Origin of the sequence: Bradyrhizobium sp. MOS002 (assembly GCF_003020115.1) — a bacterium.
GTDB lineage: Bacteria > Pseudomonadota > Alphaproteobacteria > Rhizobiales > Xanthobacteraceae > Bradyrhizobium.
Window position 1 is genome coordinate 839,657 of record NZ_PYFX01000004.1, and the last position, 17,702, is coordinate 857,358.

Annotated in this window: 15 protein-coding genes; 6 read left to right on the top strand and 9 right to left on the bottom strand. The window is 64.1% G+C overall.

Annotated elements, in window-relative coordinates; genetic code table 11:
- Positions 1-46 precede the first annotated feature (46 nt).
- From fsrB to C7G41_RS17025, 3 genes are all read left to right on the top strand, one after another.
- Positions 47-1,336, top strand: coding sequence for a siderophore utilization protein FsrB (gene fsrB, locus C7G41_RS17015; protein ID WP_106943596.1), 1,290 nt, complete (start codon positions 47-49; stop codon positions 1,334-1,336).
- Positions 1,337-1,533: 197 nt separating this feature from the next.
- On the top strand, positions 1,534-1,752 hold the full coding sequence (locus C7G41_RS37855) for a hypothetical protein (RefSeq protein WP_199198442.1): 219 nt from the start codon (positions 1,534-1,536) through the stop codon (positions 1,750-1,752).
- Between the two features lie 121 nt (positions 1,753-1,873).
- Positions 1,874-2,701, top strand: a complete 828-nt coding sequence (locus tag C7G41_RS17025) for a hypothetical protein (protein ID WP_106943597.1) — start codon at positions 1,874-1,876, stop codon at positions 2,699-2,701.
- 139 nt (positions 2,702-2,840) lie between these two features.
- On the opposite strand, the gene C7G41_RS17030 is transcribed toward C7G41_RS17025, so the two are convergent.
- Positions 2,841-4,037 carry a Xaa-Pro peptidase family protein gene (locus C7G41_RS17030; protein ID WP_106943598.1) on the bottom strand — a complete coding sequence of 399 codons (1,197 nt, stop codon included), beginning with the start codon at positions 4,035-4,037 and terminating at the stop codon, positions 2,841-2,843.
- A gap of 454 nt (positions 4,038-4,491) precedes the next feature.
- Between C7G41_RS17030 and C7G41_RS17035 the strand changes: the two genes are divergently transcribed.
- Genes C7G41_RS17035 through C7G41_RS17045 form a run of 3 tightly spaced genes read left to right on the top strand, consistent with a single transcriptional unit; the run spans position 4,492 to position 9,089 of the window.
- Positions 4,492-5,511, top strand: a complete 1,020-nt coding sequence (locus C7G41_RS17035) for a TRAP transporter substrate-binding protein (protein WP_027566940.1) — start codon at positions 4,492-4,494, stop codon at positions 5,509-5,511.
- Positions 5,512-5,526: 15 nt separating this feature from the next.
- Positions 5,527-7,416 (top strand): TRAP transporter large permease subunit, encoded by a 1,890-nt coding sequence (locus C7G41_RS17040; RefSeq protein WP_106943599.1) that lies wholly within the window; start codon positions 5,527-5,529, stop codon positions 7,414-7,416.
- A gap of 23 nt (positions 7,417-7,439) precedes the next feature.
- Positions 7,440-9,089, top strand: coding sequence for an acyl-CoA synthetase (locus tag C7G41_RS17045; RefSeq protein WP_199198425.1), 1,650 nt, complete (start codon positions 7,440-7,442; stop codon positions 9,087-9,089).
- A gap of 87 nt (positions 9,090-9,176) precedes the next feature.
- Here C7G41_RS17045 and C7G41_RS17050 read toward each other — a convergent pair whose 3' ends face one another.
- The 8 genes from C7G41_RS17050 to tmk form a co-directional block, all read right to left on the bottom strand.
- Positions 9,177-10,154, bottom strand: coding sequence for a TRAP transporter substrate-binding protein (locus tag C7G41_RS17050; protein WP_106943601.1), 978 nt, complete (start codon positions 10,152-10,154; stop codon positions 9,177-9,179).
- Between the two features lie 38 nt (positions 10,155-10,192).
- Complete coding sequence (locus C7G41_RS17055; protein ID WP_106943602.1) at positions 10,193-11,506, bottom strand: TRAP transporter large permease; 1,314 nt, start codon at positions 11,504-11,506, stop codon at positions 10,193-10,195.
- 2 nt (positions 11,507-11,508) lie between these two features.
- Entirely contained in the window at positions 11,509-12,102 is a 594-nt protein-coding gene (locus C7G41_RS17060; protein ID WP_106943603.1) for a TRAP transporter small permease, read from the bottom strand.
- Positions 12,103-12,267: 165 nt separating this feature from the next.
- Entirely contained in the window at positions 12,268-13,065 is a 798-nt protein-coding gene (locus C7G41_RS17065; protein WP_106943604.1) for an MBL fold metallo-hydrolase, read from the bottom strand.
- Between the two features lie 13 nt (positions 13,066-13,078).
- Positions 13,079-13,855 carry a TatD family hydrolase gene (locus C7G41_RS17070; RefSeq protein ID WP_106943605.1) on the bottom strand — a complete coding sequence of 259 codons (777 nt, stop codon included), beginning with the start codon at positions 13,853-13,855 and terminating at the stop codon, positions 13,079-13,081.
- A 13-nt stretch (positions 13,856-13,868) separates the two neighbouring features.
- Entirely contained in the window at positions 13,869-15,863 is a 1,995-nt protein-coding gene (metG, locus tag C7G41_RS17075) for a methionine--tRNA ligase (RefSeq protein ID WP_106943606.1), read from the bottom strand.
- Between the two features lie 109 nt (positions 15,864-15,972).
- Positions 15,973-17,019: a DNA polymerase III subunit delta' gene (locus C7G41_RS17080; RefSeq protein WP_106943607.1), complete on the bottom strand. Its 1,047-nt coding sequence runs from the start codon at positions 17,017-17,019 to the stop codon at positions 15,973-15,975.
- Positions 17,016-17,702, bottom strand: a complete 687-nt coding sequence (tmk, locus tag C7G41_RS17085) for a dTMP kinase (protein ID WP_106943608.1) — start codon at positions 17,700-17,702, stop codon at positions 17,016-17,018. The genes C7G41_RS17080 and tmk overlap by 4 nt, the downstream gene beginning before the upstream one ends.

Sequence of the window (17,702 nt, forward strand, 5' to 3'; positions counted from 1 at the left end):
GGACGGTCCGGCAATGGCGGCCGGTCCCGCTTGATGAGAGAAGACGATGAGAGCGATATTCGGCAAGCTGCATCGCTGGGCGGGACTGCTCACGGCCGGATTCCTGTTCTTCTCCGGCATCACCGGGGCGATCATCTCCTGGGATCACGAGATCGACGAGGTTCTGAATAGCCATCTGTTCGATCTCAGCAGCAAAGGCCCGGCGATTCCCTCGATCGATCTCGCGAAGATGATCGAGCAGCGCGATCCCCATGCGCGCGTGGTCTATCTGTTCATGACGCCGGAGGAGGGCCACTCGCTGTGGTTCTTCGTCATGCCGCGGATCGATCCCGCGACCGGCAAGCGCTACGCGCTCGACTACAATCAAATCTTCCTCGACCCCAACACCGGCGCGGAGCTCGGCCGGCGCTATTGGGGCGCGGTGTGGCCGGTGACGCGAGAGAACTTCGTCTCGTTCCTCTACAAGCTGCACTACACCATGCACATCCCGGAATTCTGGGGTAGCGACCGCTGGGGCATGCGCCTGCTCGGAATCATCGCCATCATCTGGACCATCGACTGTTTTGTCGGCTTCTACCTAACGCTGCCCTCGCGCCGGCGCGCCAGGGCGGCACGGGCGCCCCAGGTCGCGCGCCAGCTCGAACGCGGCTTCTGGGCGCGCTGGGCGCCTGCGTGGACCATCAAGACCTCGGGCAGCGCCTACCGGATCAATTTCGACATCCACCGCGCCTTCAGCCTCTGGACCTGGGGCGTACTGTTCATCATCGCCTTCACGGCGTTTTCGCTGAACCTCTATTTCGAGGTGTTCTCGCCGCTCATGAAGATGGTGTCGAACTACACGCCAACGCCCTATGAGCAGCGGCCGTATCGCGATCTCGACGACCCCATCGAGCCCAAGGTCAGCTTCGCCGACATCGCCGCGCGCGCGCGGGCCGACGGCAAGGGGCGCGGGTGGACCGTCCCGGTCGGCTCGATCAATTACGGCCCGGCCCACGGCGTCTATGCCGCCGCGTTCTTCCATCCGGGCGACGATCACGGCGCCGCCGGCGTCGGTCCGGCGCAGCTCTATTACGACAGCGAGGACGGCCGTCCGATCGGCGAACGGCTGCCCTGGGTCGGCACCGCCGCAGACATCTTCGTGCAGGCGCAATTCCCGCTGCATTCGGGCCGCATCGTCGGCCTGTTCGGCCGCATCCTGATCTCGATCATGGGGCTGGTCGTGGCGGCACTCTCGGTCACCGGCGTTGTGATCTGGTGGCGCAAACGCCGTGCCCGTATCCACGTGCGGGAGACGGCTGGGACGCGCCTGAGCCGGCAACTCACGCCGGCGGAGTAGGGCGCTCGCGCCCCCGCCGGCGATCGCCACGGCGTACAGGTTTGATCGGAATCAAATCCGCCCATGCGAACCTTCGCTAGCTTCACTGGGTGTTTAACTCGATTTGCGTTCCCGAGGGCTGATGGCCCCTGTTTGCTTTCCTCTCCAATAGGTTGGCCAAGCACGCCAGGACGGATGGACGCGAGAGGATACTGATGCTGCGCACTTACTATTTCGACATGAAGGATGGCGTTCCGGCTCGGGACAAGTCAGGTCTGGAGTTTGGAAGCGATGGCGCTGCCATTGCCCACAGCAAAAGCCTGGCGGAAGACGTACGCACGAAACGGCCGGGAGGACATCCGGATCTCCGGATCGTCGTCATCGATGAGAACGGTCGGGAAGTTCATCGCGAATCGGTCTATTCGAAGAACCGCTGACCATCGTGGTCTACTTGCGCCGGCGGAGAAGGGCCCCGCGACGGCACGCCCATCGCAGATGAACCTTCCCGCGAAACAGAGGCACAAAGACTGAAGACAGCTCTTGCGTCGTGGGATCGCCATGAAGTGCCTTGCCTTACTCTGCCTGCTCGCCTTGGCTACGCCCGCTTATGCGGCGACGCCCGAGCAGCACTATCTCGACCTGCGCGATCGCTACATCGCAAAGTTCGCGAAGGCTCCGGAAAACGACGAGACCAGCAAGCAGCACGATGCGGCGCTCAAGGAGCTGACAAATGTGCTGCGCGGCCTGATGGGGCCGATCACGATCAAGGGGCTGCCGGCAGAGGGCCAGTCGAACGCCGACACGCTCTTCAAGGGCGACTCCGGCTTTGGCCATCTCGACGGCCTCGGCTTCGCCTCCGAAGGCGACAAGATGCAAGCCGTCGTGACCACCACCGCGCTGCTCAAACACTGGCTGCGCGAGCACCGCGAGGACGGCATGCCACAGGAGATCGGCGCCGCGTTCAAGTCGGACCGCTTCTACTATCAGGTAATCCAGGACTCTGCCTTCGCCAAATATGCCGAGTTGCCGATCACGAAGCCCGCGGGAGCAAGCGCGGCGGTCGCCGTACAGGGCGTGCGCGGCAATGGCGATTTGAAAGGACCGCCGCATGAAATCGACGTCGTTGCGATCCAGGGCGAGAAGGTCTTCTTCATCGCCGCAAGCGACGCCGTGAAGACCGCCGAGATCCCGGCCTGCGAGAAAGTCTGGAAGCAGATGATGGCCAAGCCCATCGACAAGAAGGACCCCCGCGGCGACATCACCCGCGAAGACAATGCGATGAATGCGTACACGGCGTGCTTCGCCAGGGAAGCACCAAGCCAGGGATGGTATGCGACGGCCGTGAAGAAGGCGCAGAGCCAGTTGGAGCTGCTGCTGGTGCGGTAGCTGAGCAGCTTCAGTACACTCCGCACCTCATCCGGAGCAGCCCGCAACGCAGGCGTCTCGAAGGATGACCACTGGCGAGAGCTGGGCCATTCATGGTTCGAGACGCGCGTTCCGCGCTCCTCACCATGAGGGTCTCGGATCAACGCACGCTGCCACCGACATTCCAGCCGCGGCCACCTTCGCCAAAGATCTCGTAGCCCGCCGCCGTCACCGCAACCGTGTCCTCGAGCTTGATAAACCCGCGCTTCGGATGCTTCATCGTGGTCTCGATCGACACCACCATGCCTGTTTCGAGCGGCAACCGGGCATCGGTGTCGTCGTAGGGGATCGGACCCTTGGCGGTCAGGCGAGGGGCCTCGTGGCTGACGAGGCCCATGCCGTGGGCCAGAAACTCCGTGCAGTCGCGCTGGGTGATCTTCGCGAGCTGCCGCTCGGCCGCGACGTAGATGTCGCCGCCCATGGCGCCGGGCCGGACCGCGGCGAAGGCGGCGCGCTGGACCGCCTCGATCTCTGCCAGACAGTCGTTCAACTCTGCATCGGGCTCGCCGAGCACGGCCATGCGCGCGAGGTCGCCGATATAGCCGTGATAATTACCGCCGGAATCGAGCGACAGCACCTCACCTTGCTCCCAGCGCTGCGCCGACGGCGCCCGGTTGTGGCTGTTGCCGCAGGCGAGCAGGCAGTACTCGAAGGTCAGCCCGCGATTGGCTTCGGCGATCCGCAAGGCATCCGACAATTGCTGCTTGGTCGTGCCCGGCCCGTGCCCGGCGATCACCTCCAGCATCGAGGCGATGACGAGCTCGGAGGCCGCCTTGAGTTTCGCCAGCTCGTCGGCCGACTTGACCGCCCGCAGCCGCTCCAGCACCAGCAGTGCGTCCTTGAGCTCGGCGCCGGGCAGGGCGTCACTGAGCGCCCGGCCCGCATCCATCGGCAGGAATGCCATCTCGACCCCGACCCGCTTCAGGGGCACGCCGGCATCCCGGATCAGGCTTACGGCCCGCGCGATGGCATCGACCGAGCCGTTGGACTCGGTCCGGACCTGCGCCACCCATGGCGGCGCCACGGCGCGCTGATGGGTCTCCAGCCGGTGCCCAACATAGACCGCTTTCTCCGGCGCGCCCTTGGGATAGACCAGAACCGGCAGATAGCGGCTGACCCCCAGCGCATCCATGTAGTCGAAGAAGATCGCGCGCTCGGCCCCCAGCAGGTACTGCACATTGTGCTTCGAGGTGGCGACCAGGACGTCGAGGCCGGCGGCCTCCATCAGGCCATCGAGCTTGGCAGCATCGAATGGAATGGCGCGCGAACGGTCTGCGCGGGCGACGTTCTCCTGCATGACGAACCTCCAAATGCTGCCGTGGCCTCAACCGCTACGTCGGTTTGCCGGGCTTGTTGATGGCAAGTGTGAGCTGAGAGAGGCGTTCTGGGTAGCTACGGAATTATCCGGCCTGATCTGCACAGCCATATCCATGATTCGCATAAGGTATATTATGGAATATATTTATATACAATCAGATCAGTTATTTAGCGATGGTTCCTCTCACTGCACCTTTGTTCCTCGTCCTTTCCGGGCCGGCCGTCGCATGTCGCTCCGGCTTTCGGCGGCTACTGTGCATGGGGTTGTTTTTCGCATTTTTGAATCCGGCCCATGCCTCCGAAAGCCGATATTGCCGTGACGATGTCCGGCTGCAATAAGCGAGGCTTCGCGAGATCGCAGATGACCTTCTGACCTTCCGTCCGTATAGGTTTGCATCTCAGAACAACAACAAACTTTCCGAGGAAGCAGACCCATGAGCTTTTCCCGCCGCACGCTTCTCAAGGCCTCCGCCGCGACCGCGGTCCTGGGCGGCCTCAGTGCGCCCCATGTGGCCCGCGCCCAGAGCGCCGAGTTCACCTACAAATACGCCAACAACCTGCCGGACACCCATCCGCTGAACGTGCGCGCCAAGGAGATGGCGGCGGCGATCAAGGCCGAGACCAATGGCAAGTTCGACCTCCAGATCTTCCCGAACAACCAGCTCGGGTCCGACACCGACATGCTGAGCCAGATCCGCTCCGGCGGCGTCGAGTTCTTCACGCTGTCGGGGCTGATCCTGTCGACCCTGGTGCCGGCGGCGTCCATCAACGGCATCGGCTTCGCGTTCCCGGACTACGGCACGGTCTGGAAGGCCATGGACGGCGATCTCGGCGCCTTTGTCCGCGGCGAGATCAAGAAGGCCGGGCTCGAGGTCATGGACAAGATCTGGGACAATGGCTTCCGCCAGACCACGTCGTCGAGCAAGCCGATCACCGGTCCGGACGATCTCAAGGGCTTCAAGATCCGCGTGCCGGTGTCGCCGCTGTGGACCTCGATGTTCAAGGCGTTCGATGCGGCGCCCGCCTCGATCAATTTCGCCGAGGTCTATTCCGCGCTGCAGACCAGGATCGTCGAGGGCCAGGAGAACCCGCTCGCGATCATCTCGACCGCCAAGCTCTACGAGGTGCAGAAATACTGCTCGCTGACCAACCACATGTGGGATGGCTTCTGGTTCTTGGCCAACCGCAAGGCGTGGAGCAGCCTGCCCGAGGATGTGCGCACCATCGTCGCCAAGAACATCAATGCCGCAGCGCTTAAGGAACGCGAGGATACCGCCAAGCTCAATGCCAATCTCCAGCAGGAGCTCGCGGGCAAGGGCCTGACCTTCAATCAGCCCGCCGTCGCGCCGTTCCGCGACAAGCTGCGGTCCGCCGGCTTCTATGCCGAGTGGAAGGGTAAATATGGCGACCAGGCCTGGGACCTGCTGGAAAAGGCCGTCGGCAAGCTGTCTTAACGCGCTGGAGCCGTCATGGCTCAGGTTGTGGTCGAGGTGAGCGGAGTGGCGGGCGAGGCGACTGTTCGGTCCCCTCGCCGACCTTCCTTGCTGGCCTCGACGGAGCGCACACTCGGCCTCCTCGTCGAAATTCCGGCGGCCATTTTGGTGATCGCCGAGATCGCGATCCTGTTTGCCGGCGTGGTCGCGCGCTACGGCCTGCACCGGCCGCTGATCTGGTCGGACGAGCTTGCCTCGATCCTGTTCCTGTGGCTCGCCATGCTGGGCGCGGCGGTCGCGTTCCGCCGCTCCGAGCACATGCGCATGACCGCGGTTGTCGGCAGCGCCAGGCCGGCCACGCGGGCCTGGCTCGATCTGGTCGCGACCTGCGCGGCGCTGGCCTTCCTGGCGCTGATCGTCTGGCCGTCCTGGGACTACGCCTACGAGGAAAGCTTCATCACCACGCCGGCGCTGCAGATCTCCAATATGTGGCGCGCCGCGGCGTTGCCGGCCGGCATCTGCCTGATGGCGGCGTTCGCGCTGTTGCGGCTGCTGCGCGCAGCCGATTATCGCATGGTGCTGACGGCCGCGGTCGCCGTTGCTGTCGTCGTCGGCTTGTTCTGGCTGGCACAGCCTTATCTGCGGCCGCTCGGCAACCTCAACCTCGTCATCTTCTTTGTCGGCGTCGCCGGCTTCTGCGTCTTTGCCGGTGTTCCCATCGCGTTCGGCTTCGGGCTCGCAATCTACGGCTATCTGGCACTGACCACGCGGACGCCGGTCATGGTGCTGGTCGGGCGGATGGACGAGGGCATGAGCCACCTCATTTTGCTCTCGGTGCCGCTGTTCGTATTTTTGGGGCTCCTGATTGAAATGACCGGCATGGCACGGGCCATGGTGGCGTTCCTGGCGAGCCTGCTCGGCCATGTCCGCGGCGGGCTGCATTACGTTCTTGTCGGCGCGATGTACCTGGTCTCGGGCATCTCCGGCGCCAAGGCGGCCGACATGGCGGCGGTCGCGCCCGTGCTGTTCCCGGAGATGAAACAGCGCGGCGCCAAGCCCGGTGATCTCGTCGCGCTGCTTGCGGCGACGGGCGCGCAGACCGAAACCATTCCGCCGAGCCTCGTGCTGATCACGATCGGATCGGTCACCGGCGTCTCGATCGCCGCGCTGTTCACCGGCGGCCTGCTGCCCGGCGTCGTGCTCGCGATCACGCTGTGCATGCTGGTGTGGTGGCGCTACCGCCACGAGGACATGAGCCACGTCCGCCGCGCCACAGGTGGCGAGATCGGCAAGACCTTCGTCATCGCCCTGCCCGCGCTCGCGCTGCCCTTCGTGATCCGCTACGCCGTGGTCGAAGGCATCGCGACCGCGACCGAAGTCTCCACCATCGGCATCGTCTATGGCGCCCTGGTCGGCCTCCTCGTCTATCGCCGCTTCGACTGGCGGCGGCTGTTTCCAATGCTGGTCGAAACCGCAGCGCTGTCGGGCGCGATCCTGCTGATCATCGGCACGGCCACCGGCATGGCCTGGGGCCTGACGCAATCGGGCTTCTCGCGCGCGCTGGCGTCCGCCATGACCGGATTGCCGGGCGGCGCGGCGACCTTCATCGCCGTCTCGATTCTGGCCTTCACCATCCTCGGCAGCGTGCTGGAGGGCATCCCGGCGATCGTGCTGTTCGGGCCGCTGTTGTTTCCGATCGCGCGCGCCGTCGGCGTCCACGAGGTGCACTATGCCATGGTCATCATTCTCGCCATGGGTATCGGGCTATTCGCCCCGCCGTTCGGTGTCGGCTATTATGCCGCCTGCGCCATCGGACGCGTCGATCCGGCCGAAGGCATCAGGCCGATCTGGGGTTATTTGCTGGCGCTGCTGGTGGGATTGATTGTCGTCGCCGTCTTTCCGTGGATCTCGATCGGATTCCTGTAAGCCGGCGCGTGAGGGAGGTGTCGATGAGCGAGCGGCAGAACCAGTACAATATCGGCCTCGACAAGACGCCCGCCAACTACGTGCCGCTGAGCCCGTTGAGCTTCCTGGCACGCAGCGCCGCGGTCTATCCCGATCATGTCAGCACGGTCTACGAGGGGCGCAGCTTCACCTGGCGCGAGACGCATGAGCGCTGCAAGCGCTTTGCTTCGTATCTTGCCGGCAAGGGCATCGGCGTCGGCGACACGGTCGCCGCGATGCTGCCGAACATTCCGGCGATGAACGAGGTGCATTTCGCCGTCCCCATGACGGGTGCCGTGCTCAACGCACTGAACATCCGGCTCGATGCGCCTTCGATCGCATTTCAGCTCGGTCATGGCGGCGCAAAAATCATTCTGGTCGACCCCGAGTTTTCCGGCGTAATCACCGATGCGCTGTCACAGATGACCGGACGAAAACCGTTCGTGATCGACGTCGACGACGCCGCCTTCAAGGGCGGCAGGCGCATCGGCGAGATCGAGTACGAGGCCGCCCTCGCGCAAGGCGATCCTGACTTCGCGGCGATCCCGCCCGGCGACGAATGGGACGCGATCGCGCTGAGCTACACCTCGGGCACCACGGGAAATCCCAAGGGCGTCGTCACCCATCATCGCGGTGCCTATCTGAATGCCGTCAGCAACATCCTCGCGGGCCAACTCGGCCAGCATCCGGTCTATCTCTGGACACTGCCGATGTTCCACTGCAACGGCTGGTGTTTCCCCTGGACCATGGCGGCGGCCGCCGGCATCAATGTCTGCCTGCGCAAGGTCGAGCCGACGAAGATCTTCGAGCTGATCAAGCAGCACGGCGTCACCCACATGTGCGGCGCGCCGATCGTCTACAACACGCTGATCAACGCGCCCGATGCACCGAAGGGCGATGCCGCGCGCCGCGTCGTCGGCCTGATCGCCGGCGCCGCACCGCCGGTCGCGGTGCTCGAAGGCGCCGAGAGCATCGGCATCAAGTTGACGCACGTCTACGGCCTGACCGAGGTCTATGGCCCCGCCTCCGTCTGCGCCGAGCAGCCTGGCTGGGATGATCTGCCCGCAGCCGAGCGCGCCAGCCTGAAGCGGCGGCAGGGCGTGCCCTACCCGCTCGAGGAAGGCGTCACCGTCATCGATCCGCAGACCATGAGGCAGGTGCCGCGCGACGGCGAGACCATCGGCGAGGTCATGTTCCGCGGCAACATCGTGATGAAGGGCTATCTCAAGAACGACAAGGCGACGAAGGAGGCCTTCGAGGGCGGCTGGTTTCACACCGGCGACCTCGGCGTGCTCGACGCGCACGGCTACGTCATCATCAAGGATCGCTCCAAGGACATCATCATCTCCGGCGGCGAGAACATTTCTTCCGTCGAGGTCGAGGACATCCTTTACAAGCACCCCGCCGTGCTGTTCGCCGCCGTGGTCGCAAAGCCCGATCCGAAATGGGGAGAAGTGCCCTGCGCCTTCGTCGAGCTGAAGGACGGCGCGAGCGCGAGCGAAGCCGACATCATCGCCTTCTGCCGCTCGCATATGAGCGGCTTCAAGACGCCGAAGGCGGTGATGTTCGGACCGATCCCGAAGACGTCGACGGGAAAGATCCAAAAATTCCTGCTGCGCAACGAAGCGGGATCGGCGAAGGCGATCTCAAGCTGAGCTTGTCTCGACTCCGCGGCGGTTGCGTGTCGCCGCGAAGTCGTTGCGCAGTTTCGGCGAGATCGGGTTCGCCGAGTCCCGTCGTCCTCACATCTTCTTGTAGGCGTCAACCAGCGCCTGACCGTCGGCGCCAGCCTTCTTGAGCCAGTCGGCGGTGAGCTGTTCGCCGATCTTCTGGAAGCCGGCCTTGAGCGCGGGCGTCGGCGGCTCGACCGTCATGCCCTTGGCCTTGAGCTGGTCGATGTACCAGGTGCTCTTGTCCTGCCAGGCCTTCCAGCCGCGGGTTTCCGCGGTCGCGGCAGCCTTGAGGATGGCCTCCTGGGTCGGCTTGTCGAGCGCGTCGAACGCGGCCTTGTTGACGAAGGTGTAGTCCTTCGGGATCCAGGCCTGCACGTCATAGAAGTACTTCAGCGACTCCCATGCCTTCGCATCGTAGCCGGTGCCGCCGGACGACATGAAGGAGTTCACGACGCCGGTGGCAAGCGCCTGCGGCAACTCGGCCGCCTGGATGGTGACCGATTGCGCGCCGACGAGCTCGCCAATACGCGCGGTCCCAACGTTATAGGCCCGCCATTTCAGGCCCTTCATGTCTTCGATGGTCGCAAGCGGCTTGTTGACATAGACGCCCTGCGGCGCCCACGGCACGACGAACAGCAGCTTCAGCCCTTGCGCCTCCAGCTTCTTCGTAATCAGCGGCTTCGACGCCTGGTACAGCTTCATGGCGTCCGGAAAGCTGGTCGCCAGAAACGGCACGACGTCGACCCCGTACACCGGATCCTCGTTCTCGTGGATCGACAGCAGGACTTCGCCCATCTGCGCCTGCCCGGTCATCACCGCGCGCTTGATGTCGGGCGCCTTGAACAGCGAGGCGCCGGGATGAACCGTGATCTGGAGCTTGCCGGATGTCGCGGCATCGACGTCCTTGGCGAACGCGACCAGGTTCTCCGAGTGCGGATTGTCGGCCGGATATGCCGCCGGCAGATTCCATTTGGTCTGAGCCAAAGCGGGTGTCGCGGCCAGCACGGCGCCGGCGATCAGGGATGCGCGGAATAAACGAGACATCATCGGACTTCTCCTCACAGTCAATTTCAAAACCGGTACGCTCAGTCTGGGAAAGCGAGCTTGGGCAAGAACATCACGATCTGCGGATATTCCGTGATGATAAACACGGCCGCGAGCAGCAGGACGAAGAACGGGAATGCTGCCCGGGCGACCGTCAAGGTATCGCGGCCGCTCATGTTCTGGAGCACGAACAGATTGAAACCGACCGGCGGCGTGATCTGCGCCATCTCGACGTGGATGATGAGATAGACGCCAAACCAGACCAGGTCGAGGCCGGCCTGCTTGACCATCGGCAGCACGATCACGGCGGTGAGGACGATCATCGAGATGCCGTCGATCAGGCATCCCAGGATGATGTACATGATGCTCAGATACAACGCTAGCATGCCCGGCGTCAGCTGCTGGCCCTGGACCCAGGTGGCGAGCGCTGCTGGAATGCCGGTATAGGCCATCGCTGCGGTCGTGTAGGCAGCGCCCGCCAGGATCAGCATGATCATGCAGGTCAGGCGCGTCGCGCTCATGATGCTTTCGAGGAAGTTCTTGCGTGTGAGCGTGCGGCTCCACCACGCCAGCAGCAGCGCGCCCGAAACGCCCCAGGCAGCGCATTCCGTCGCCGTCGCAAAGCCGAGCACGAGCGAGAGAAAGACCGCCAGGATCAGCAATAGGCAGGGCGCAAGCCTGGCCGACTCGCTCAGCTTCTGGCGAAACGGCATCGGGGGATCGCGCGGCGGAATCTTCTTCGGGTTCAGCAGCGACCAGATGATGATGTAGCCGGAATAGAGCACCATCACGAGCACGCCTGGCAGGAAGCCGCCGAGGAACACCTGAAGCACGGAGACATTCGCCGTGACGGCATAGACCACCATCGGAATCGACGGGGGGATCAGCAGGCCGAGCGTGCCGGAGCCCGCGAGCGAGCCGAGACTCAAGCCCTTGTCGTAGCCGCGCTTGTCGAGCTCTGGCAGCGCGATCTTGCCGATGGTCGCACAGGTCGCCGCCGACGAGCCCGACACCGCCGCGAAGATGCCGCAGCCGATCACGTTGACATGAGTGAGACGCCCCGGCAGCCACTGAACCCAGGGCGACAGGCCTCGAAACATCTCCTCGGACAATTTGGTGCGGAAGAGAATCTCGCCCATCCAGATGAACAGCGGCAGCGCGGCCAGTGTCCATGACGAGCTTGCGCTCCATGTCGTGGTCGCAAGCACCGAGCCGAGCGGCAGGCTCGTGGTCAGCGCCATCGCCACGAAGCCGACGAGCCCGAGCGAAACCGCGATCCAGATGCCGCTTCCCAGCAGCACGATCATGACGCCGAGCAGAATGAACGACAGTTCGATCATGCCGAGATTGGCCATCGTCAACCTCCGCCGCCCTGTGAGATCCGCTCGATGAATTCGTCCGGGGTCTCGTCCGGCGAGCCCTTCTCGTAGCTCGGCCGGTTGCCGCTGATGACACTGATCATTTCATCGATGAGTGCGATCGACAGGATCGCGAGTCCGCCGGAAAACCCGAGCTGCGGAATCCAGAGCGGAAGCGCGACGACGCCCTGCGCCACGTCGTTGAAGCGCCAGGAATCGTAGGTCATCTGCACGGCATGCCGGGTGAAATAGAGGATGAAAGAGGTAGCGATACCGAGGGCCACGACCTCCGCAACCTGTTTGGTGCGCCCATGCAGACGCTCCAGCAGCAGGCCGACGCGGATCATCTCTCCGCGCTTGAAGGTGTGAGCGAGGCCGAGGAATGCCATCGCGGCCATGCACCATGAGGCGAAATCATCGCCGGCGGGAATGTTGACCGCAAACTGGCGTCCGATCGACATGATCATCATGATTGCAAAGATCGCAACCATGAAGGCGCCGGCGGCGTAGCCCGCACCCAGATAAAGGAGATCCAGCGCGCGTCGCACCGGTCCCCGGCTCGTGACATCGTCCCCAGCCAACGCGATCCCCATCCTCACACGAAGCGATTCAGACGGTCCCGACGATCGCACGTCGCGCGCCGGTCCTGCATGAATATCGCCCCTGCCCAGCGCCTGTCTTTCAGACGTTAGATCAACATGATGGGCCCAACGCAAGCAAGGAGTATGCCGGCCTGTGCCGGAATTACCACCGCAGGTTCAGCGCGTCTCCAGCCGCAGCCCGTCATACGCGGGCACCACGCCCGCCGGCAACGACTGCCGGATCACCTCATAATCGACGTCGGCGGTCATGTTGGTGATGACGGCGCGCTTCGGCTTGAAGCGCTCGATCCAGGACAACGCGTCGTTAATGCTGAAATGGCTGACATGGCTGGTGTAGCGCAGGCCATCGACGATCCAGAGATCCAGATTTTCCAGGGCGCCCCAGCTCTCGCGCGGGATGTCGTTGAGGTCGGGTGTGTAGGCGGCATCGCCGATGCGATAGCCCAGCGCGGGAATGTTGCCGTGCTGCACCAGGAAGGCGGTCATCGTTACTGCGCCGCCCTTCCCCTGGATGGTCTGGCTTTCACCGGCCTCGATCGAATGTCCCGTCAGGATCGGCGGATAGTCGCTGCCCGCCGGAGAGACGAAGCAATAGGAAAACCGCGACATGATGTCGTTCGCAGTCGTCTGATTGAGATAGGTCGGAATCCGCCGGCGCATGTGCATCACGACCGAACGAAGATCGTCCATGCCGTGAGTCTGATCGGCGTGCTCGTGGGTCAGGAACACGGCATCGATGTGGTCGACATTGGTCGAGAGCAATTGTTCGCGCAGGTCCGGCGAGGTGTCGATCACGATACGCGTGGTGCCCTCGTCCGATGTCTGCTCGACCAGCAGCGAACAGCGGCGACGACGGTTCTTGGGATTGTTGGGATCGCAGGCACCCCAGCCGAGTGCCGGGCGCGGCACGCCGGCGGAGGAGCCGCAGCCCAGGATCGTCAGCGTCAGCGTCATGCGGCTCCTAGTTCTAAACTTTCACCTTGGAAAACAGGCGAAAGAAGTTCTCGCTTGTCTGGCGCGATATCTCGTCGAACGACACGCCGCGTGTTTCGGCTAGCACTTTTGCGACCTCGACCACATAGGCCGGTTCGTTGCGTTTGCCCCGGAACTTGCCGGGCGCAAGGTAGGGCGAGTCTGTTTCGACCAGAATACGGTCGGACGGCAGTTCGGCCGCAAGCGCGCGCAAGGCCTCGGACTTCTTGAAGGTCAGGATGCCCGTGAAACCGATATAGAGCCCGAGCGAGACCGCGTTCAGCGCCAGCTCGCGCCCGCCGGTGTAACAATGCAACACGGCGCGAAACGATCCCTTTGCCGTCTCCTCTTCAAGGATGCGGCCGCAATCCTCATCCGCCTCGCGGGTGTGGATCACCAACGGCAGGCCGGTGGCGCGGGCGGCGGCGATGTGGGCACGAAAGCCCCTCGCCTGCGCCTCCGGCGAGCCGTTGTCGTAGAAATAGTCGAGCCCGGCTTCGCCGAGCGCGACGACCTTGGGAAGCTGCGTCAGCGCGATCAGCTCGTCCGGCGCGATGCCGTCTTCCTCATCCGCGTTATGCGGATGGGTGCCGACCGAGCAATAGACGTCGTCGTAGCGCTCGGCGATGGCCAAAAGCTGGTTCAGCTTTCTCACCCGCGTCGAGATCGTGACCATGCGGCCGATGCCGGCTGCTCGCGCGCGCGACACGATCCCGTCGAGATCCTCCGCAAAGTCCGGAAAATCCAAGTGGCAGTGGCTGTCGACCAGCATGGTGCGAACGCCCTTAGGCTGCCGGCTCGATGTAGCGCGGGAAGGCCGGCGTCGGCGCGGGCAGCGTCGTACCGGGCGCGATGCGCGTTGCACCGCCGAGCGCGGCAAAGTTGCGCTCCCCTTCGGGGATACCGAGGCTGTTCAGCAGCAATCCCGAAGCCGTCGGCATCACCGGCTGGGCCAGGATCGCGATCTGGCGCACGACTTCGGCGGTGACGTAGAGCACCGTCTTCTGTCTGACAGGATCGGTCTTGGCGAGCGCCCACGGCGCCTCGCCCGCGAAATAGCGGTTAGCTTCCGCGACCACGGCCCACACGGCGTTGAGCCAGTGATGGATTTGTTGCGTCGCCATCGCTTCGCGGGACGCCTCGAGCATGCCGTCAGCTTGCGACAGGATCGCCTTGTCGTTGTCGCTGAATTCGCCGGGCTCCGGGAGTACACCGCCGAGCTGCTTGGCGATCATCGACAGCGAGCGCTGCGCGAGATTGCCGAGATCGTTGGCGAGATCGGCATTGATGCGCGCGACGATGGCCTCGTGATTGTAGTTGCCGTCTTGGCCGAACGGCACCTCGCGCAGGAAGAAATAGCGCATCTGGTCGACACCGTACTGGTCGGCGAGGTTGAAGGGATCGACCACGTTGCCGACCGACTTCGACATCTTCTCGCCCCTGCTGAACAGGAAGCCATGGGCATAGACCCGCTTCGGGAGCGGGATCCCGGCCGACAGCAGGAAAGCCGGCCAGTACACCGCGTGGAAGCGGATGATGTCCTTGCCGATGATGTGCACGTCGGCAGGCCAATAACCCCAGTTCTTGTCGCTCTCGTCGGGGAAGCCGACGCCGGTGATGTAATTGGTGAGCGCGTCGACCCAGACATACATCACGTGCTCTTCGTCGCCGGGCACCTTGACGCCCCAGTCGAACGTCGTGCGCGAGATCGAGAGATCGCGCAGGCCGCCCTTGACGAAGCTCACCACCTCGTTCTTGCGGGAGTCAGGCCCGATGAATTCGGGGCGATCCGCGTAGAGCCTGAGCAGCCTGTCCTGATAGGCCGACAGGCGAAAGAAGTAGCTCTTCTCCTCGACCCATTCGACCGGGGTACCCTGGGGCCCGAGCCGCACACCTTCGTCGTTCAGGCGTGTCTCATCCTCGGCGTAATAGGCTTCGTCGCGCACGGAATACCAACCGGCATAGGTGTCGGCATAGATGTCACCGTTCGCTTCCATGCGCCGCCAGATATCCTGGCTGGAGCGATGATGCTGCTCCTCGGTGGTGCGGATGAAACGGTCGAACGACACGTTCAGGCGCTCGTCCATTTGCTTGAAACGGCCAGCATTGCGGGCCGCGAGCTCCGAGACCGACATTTTTTCGCTGGCCGCGGTCTGAACCATCTTCTGGCCGTGCTCATCGGTACCGGTCAGGAAGAACACATCCTTGCCGTCGAGCCGGGCGAACCGCGCCAACGCATCGGTCGCGATCGCCTCATAGGCGTGGCCGATGTGCGGACTGCCATTGGGATAGGCGATCGCAGTCGTGATGTAGAAGGCGTTGTCGCGCGCGGAGACGGCCACGGGCGTGGTGGCCCTCGGCGCGGCGACGGGCGTCGGTGCGCGCGGGGTCTTGGGCTTCGATACTTTCGGCTTCACAGCCGGCGTGACGACAGGAGCCGGCGCGGCGGTCACGGCAGGCGCAACCACCCTCGCCTTCTTGGTCACCTTCTTCGCAGGAGCCTTGACCTGCTGCTTGGCGGGATTCCTGGCGGCCTTCTTTTTCGAGACCTTCTTGGCAACGACCTGCTTCTTCGCCGCCTTCTTTGCCGTTTTCGCGGCGCTCTTCTTCACCCGCTTCTTGGTGACAGTCTTTTGGGTCTTCGTAGCTTTCTTGACCTTCTTGGCAACCTTGCGCGCGCGCGCCTTCACGGCCTTCTTTGCGGCATTCTTCTTTACGGCCTTCGTGGCAGCCTTCTTGCTGCTCTTGCCCTTAGCGGTTTTCTTAGCTCGCGCTGCCACGACGAATTCCTTTACCGGCTTCTCGAAATTTTGAAACGAACCTGCGTTAGTTTATTGTCTTGAGCATGATCCCGTCGGAAAACCGCTGCACACTTTTCCGGATCATGCTCTAGCGCGTTGCGTCCGCCAGCCAGCCGAACACCGAGAAAACCAAGGGCTTTCGCTCCAGATTGTAGGTTTCGGTGTCGCGCGCGGCGCGGACGATCTTTTCCCATACCTCAGCTAGGCGCGCAAGGCGCGGCAGATTCTGGTTGGCATTGGCCTCGTCGGCGTGCAGGCGTTCCGCGATCCAGCGATCGATGCCGTCGATGAAGGCGGCAAGCGCAACGCGGTCGCTGGTGCCGAGCGATTCGCCGAGCGTGTGCAATTCGCGCGGATCGACCTGCGGCAGTCGCGCCAGCAGCGCGGCCGTACGCTGCTGAAGCTTCAGAGCGTCACCGCCGAGCAGCGTCAGCGCCCGCGCGACGCTGCCCTCGGACGCCTCCGCCGCCTCGCGCAACGCCGGATCGTTCGGGTCGAGATCGGCAGCGGTTGCGGCTGCAGCAATCACGTCGTCGATTGCGAGCGCGCGCAGGCGCAGCTTGCGACAGCGCGACTGGATTGTGGCGAGCACCCGCGCCGGCGCGTGACTCACCAGCAGAAACAGCGATTGCTGCGGCGGCTCCTCGAGAATTTTCAACAGCGCGTTGGCAGCATTCGGATTGAGCTCGTCGACGGTGTCGACGATGCAGACGCGCCAGCCTTCGGCCGCTGCGGTCGAGCCGAAGAAACCGATCGTCTCGCGCGTCTCGTCCACGGTGATGACGGTGCGCATCACGCCGCGGTCGTTGGCGGTGCGCTCCAGCGTCAGCAGGCCACCATGCGAGCTCGCCGCAACCTGCCGCGCCACGGCGTTATCAGGATTGATGGCGAGGTCTTCGGCGCGTTGCACGAAGGGCGCCGACGGCTGGCCGTGAGCGAGCACGAAGCGCGCCATCCGATACGCCAGCGTCGCCTTGCCGATGCCTTGCGGCCCGCCAATCAGCCAGGCATGCGGGATGCGCCCGCTACGATAGGCGGCTAGCAGCGCGGTCTCGGCCTCGCGATGGCCGAACAGAACGCTCGCCTCGCGCGGATGAGAAATGGGCGTTTCGCGCTCGGTCTGACGCGGGCTCATATGGACACCACCGATGCCGGCGTCGGAAGCAGGCGATCGCGCAGCGCGGTCCAGATGCGCCCGGCAACCGTGTCGGGATCGGAATTGGCGTCGATCAGCACGCAGCGCGCGGGCTCGTCCGCCGCGATCTTGAGATAGGCCTCGCGCAGGCCCTGATGGAAACCGGGCTTCTCGGCCTCGAACCTGTCTGGCGTGCCGCTGCCGCGGCGTGCGGCCGCACGCTGCAAGCCGATCTCGACCGGCAGGTCGAGAATGATGGTGAGGTCCGGCTTGAGATCGCCGATCGTGACCCGCTGCATCGCGTTGATCAGCGCCGCCGGCACGCGGCCGAGGCTGCCCTGATAGGCCCGCGTCGAGTCAGCGAAGCGGTCGCACAGCACCCAGGTGCCCTGGTTGAGCGCGGGCTGGATCACGGTGTGGACGTGGTCGTCGCGGGCCGCCGCGAACAGCAGCGTCTCGGCCTCGGGTCCGAGCAGCTTGCCCATTCCTGACAGCACCAGATGCCGCATGATCTCGGCGCCCGGCGAGCCGCCCGGCTCGCGCGTGACGAGGATGCGCATCCTTGCCGCCTTGAGACGGTCGGCGAGCCTCTTGATCTGGGTCGACTTGCCCGTGCCCTCGCCGCCTTCAAAGGTGACGAAACGCCCGCGTCCGGACGGCCACTTTACCGCGCTTTCACTCAT

What these genes read in the sequence shown, in the direction of transcription:
- fsrB (WP_106943596.1), top strand. Translation starts at nt 47, where the DNA reads ATGAGAGCGATATTCGGCAAGCTGCATCGCTGGGCGGGACTGCTCACG.
- C7G41_RS17025 (WP_106943597.1), top strand. Translation starts at nt 1,874, where the DNA reads ATGAAGTGCCTTGCCTTACTCTGCCTGCTCGCCTTGGCTACGCCCGCT.
- C7G41_RS17030 (WP_106943598.1), bottom strand. Translation starts at nt 4,037, where the DNA reads ATGCAGGAGAACGTCGCCCGCGCAGACCGTTCGCGCGCCATTCCATTC.
- C7G41_RS17035 (WP_027566940.1), top strand. Translation starts at nt 4,492, where the DNA reads ATGAGCTTTTCCCGCCGCACGCTTCTCAAGGCCTCCGCCGCGACCGCG.
- C7G41_RS17040 (WP_106943599.1), top strand. Translation starts at nt 5,527, where the DNA reads ATGGCTCAGGTTGTGGTCGAGGTGAGCGGAGTGGCGGGCGAGGCGACT.
- C7G41_RS17045 (WP_199198425.1), top strand. Translation starts at nt 7,440, where the DNA reads ATGAGCGAGCGGCAGAACCAGTACAATATCGGCCTCGACAAGACGCCC.
- C7G41_RS17050 (WP_106943601.1), bottom strand. Translation starts at nt 10,154, where the DNA reads ATGATGTCTCGTTTATTCCGCGCATCCCTGATCGCCGGCGCCGTGCTG.
- C7G41_RS17055 (WP_106943602.1), bottom strand. Translation starts at nt 11,506, where the DNA reads ATGGCCAATCTCGGCATGATCGAACTGTCGTTCATTCTGCTCGGCGTC.
- C7G41_RS17060 (WP_106943603.1), bottom strand. Translation starts at nt 12,102, where the DNA reads ATGGGGATCGCGTTGGCTGGGGACGATGTCACGAGCCGGGGACCGGTG.
- C7G41_RS17065 (WP_106943604.1), bottom strand. Translation starts at nt 13,065, where the DNA reads ATGACGCTGACGCTGACGATCCTGGGCTGCGGCTCCTCCGCCGGCGTG.
- C7G41_RS17070 (WP_106943605.1), bottom strand. Translation starts at nt 13,855, where the DNA reads ATGCTGGTCGACAGCCACTGCCACTTGGATTTTCCGGACTTTGCGGAG.
- C7G41_RS17080 (WP_106943607.1), bottom strand. Translation starts at nt 17,019, where the DNA reads ATGAGCCCGCGTCAGACCGAGCGCGAAACGCCCATTTCTCATCCGCGC.
- tmk (WP_106943608.1), bottom strand. Translation starts at nt 17,702, where the DNA reads ATGAGTGAAAGCGCGGTAAAGTGGCCGTCCGGACGCGGGCGTTTCGTC.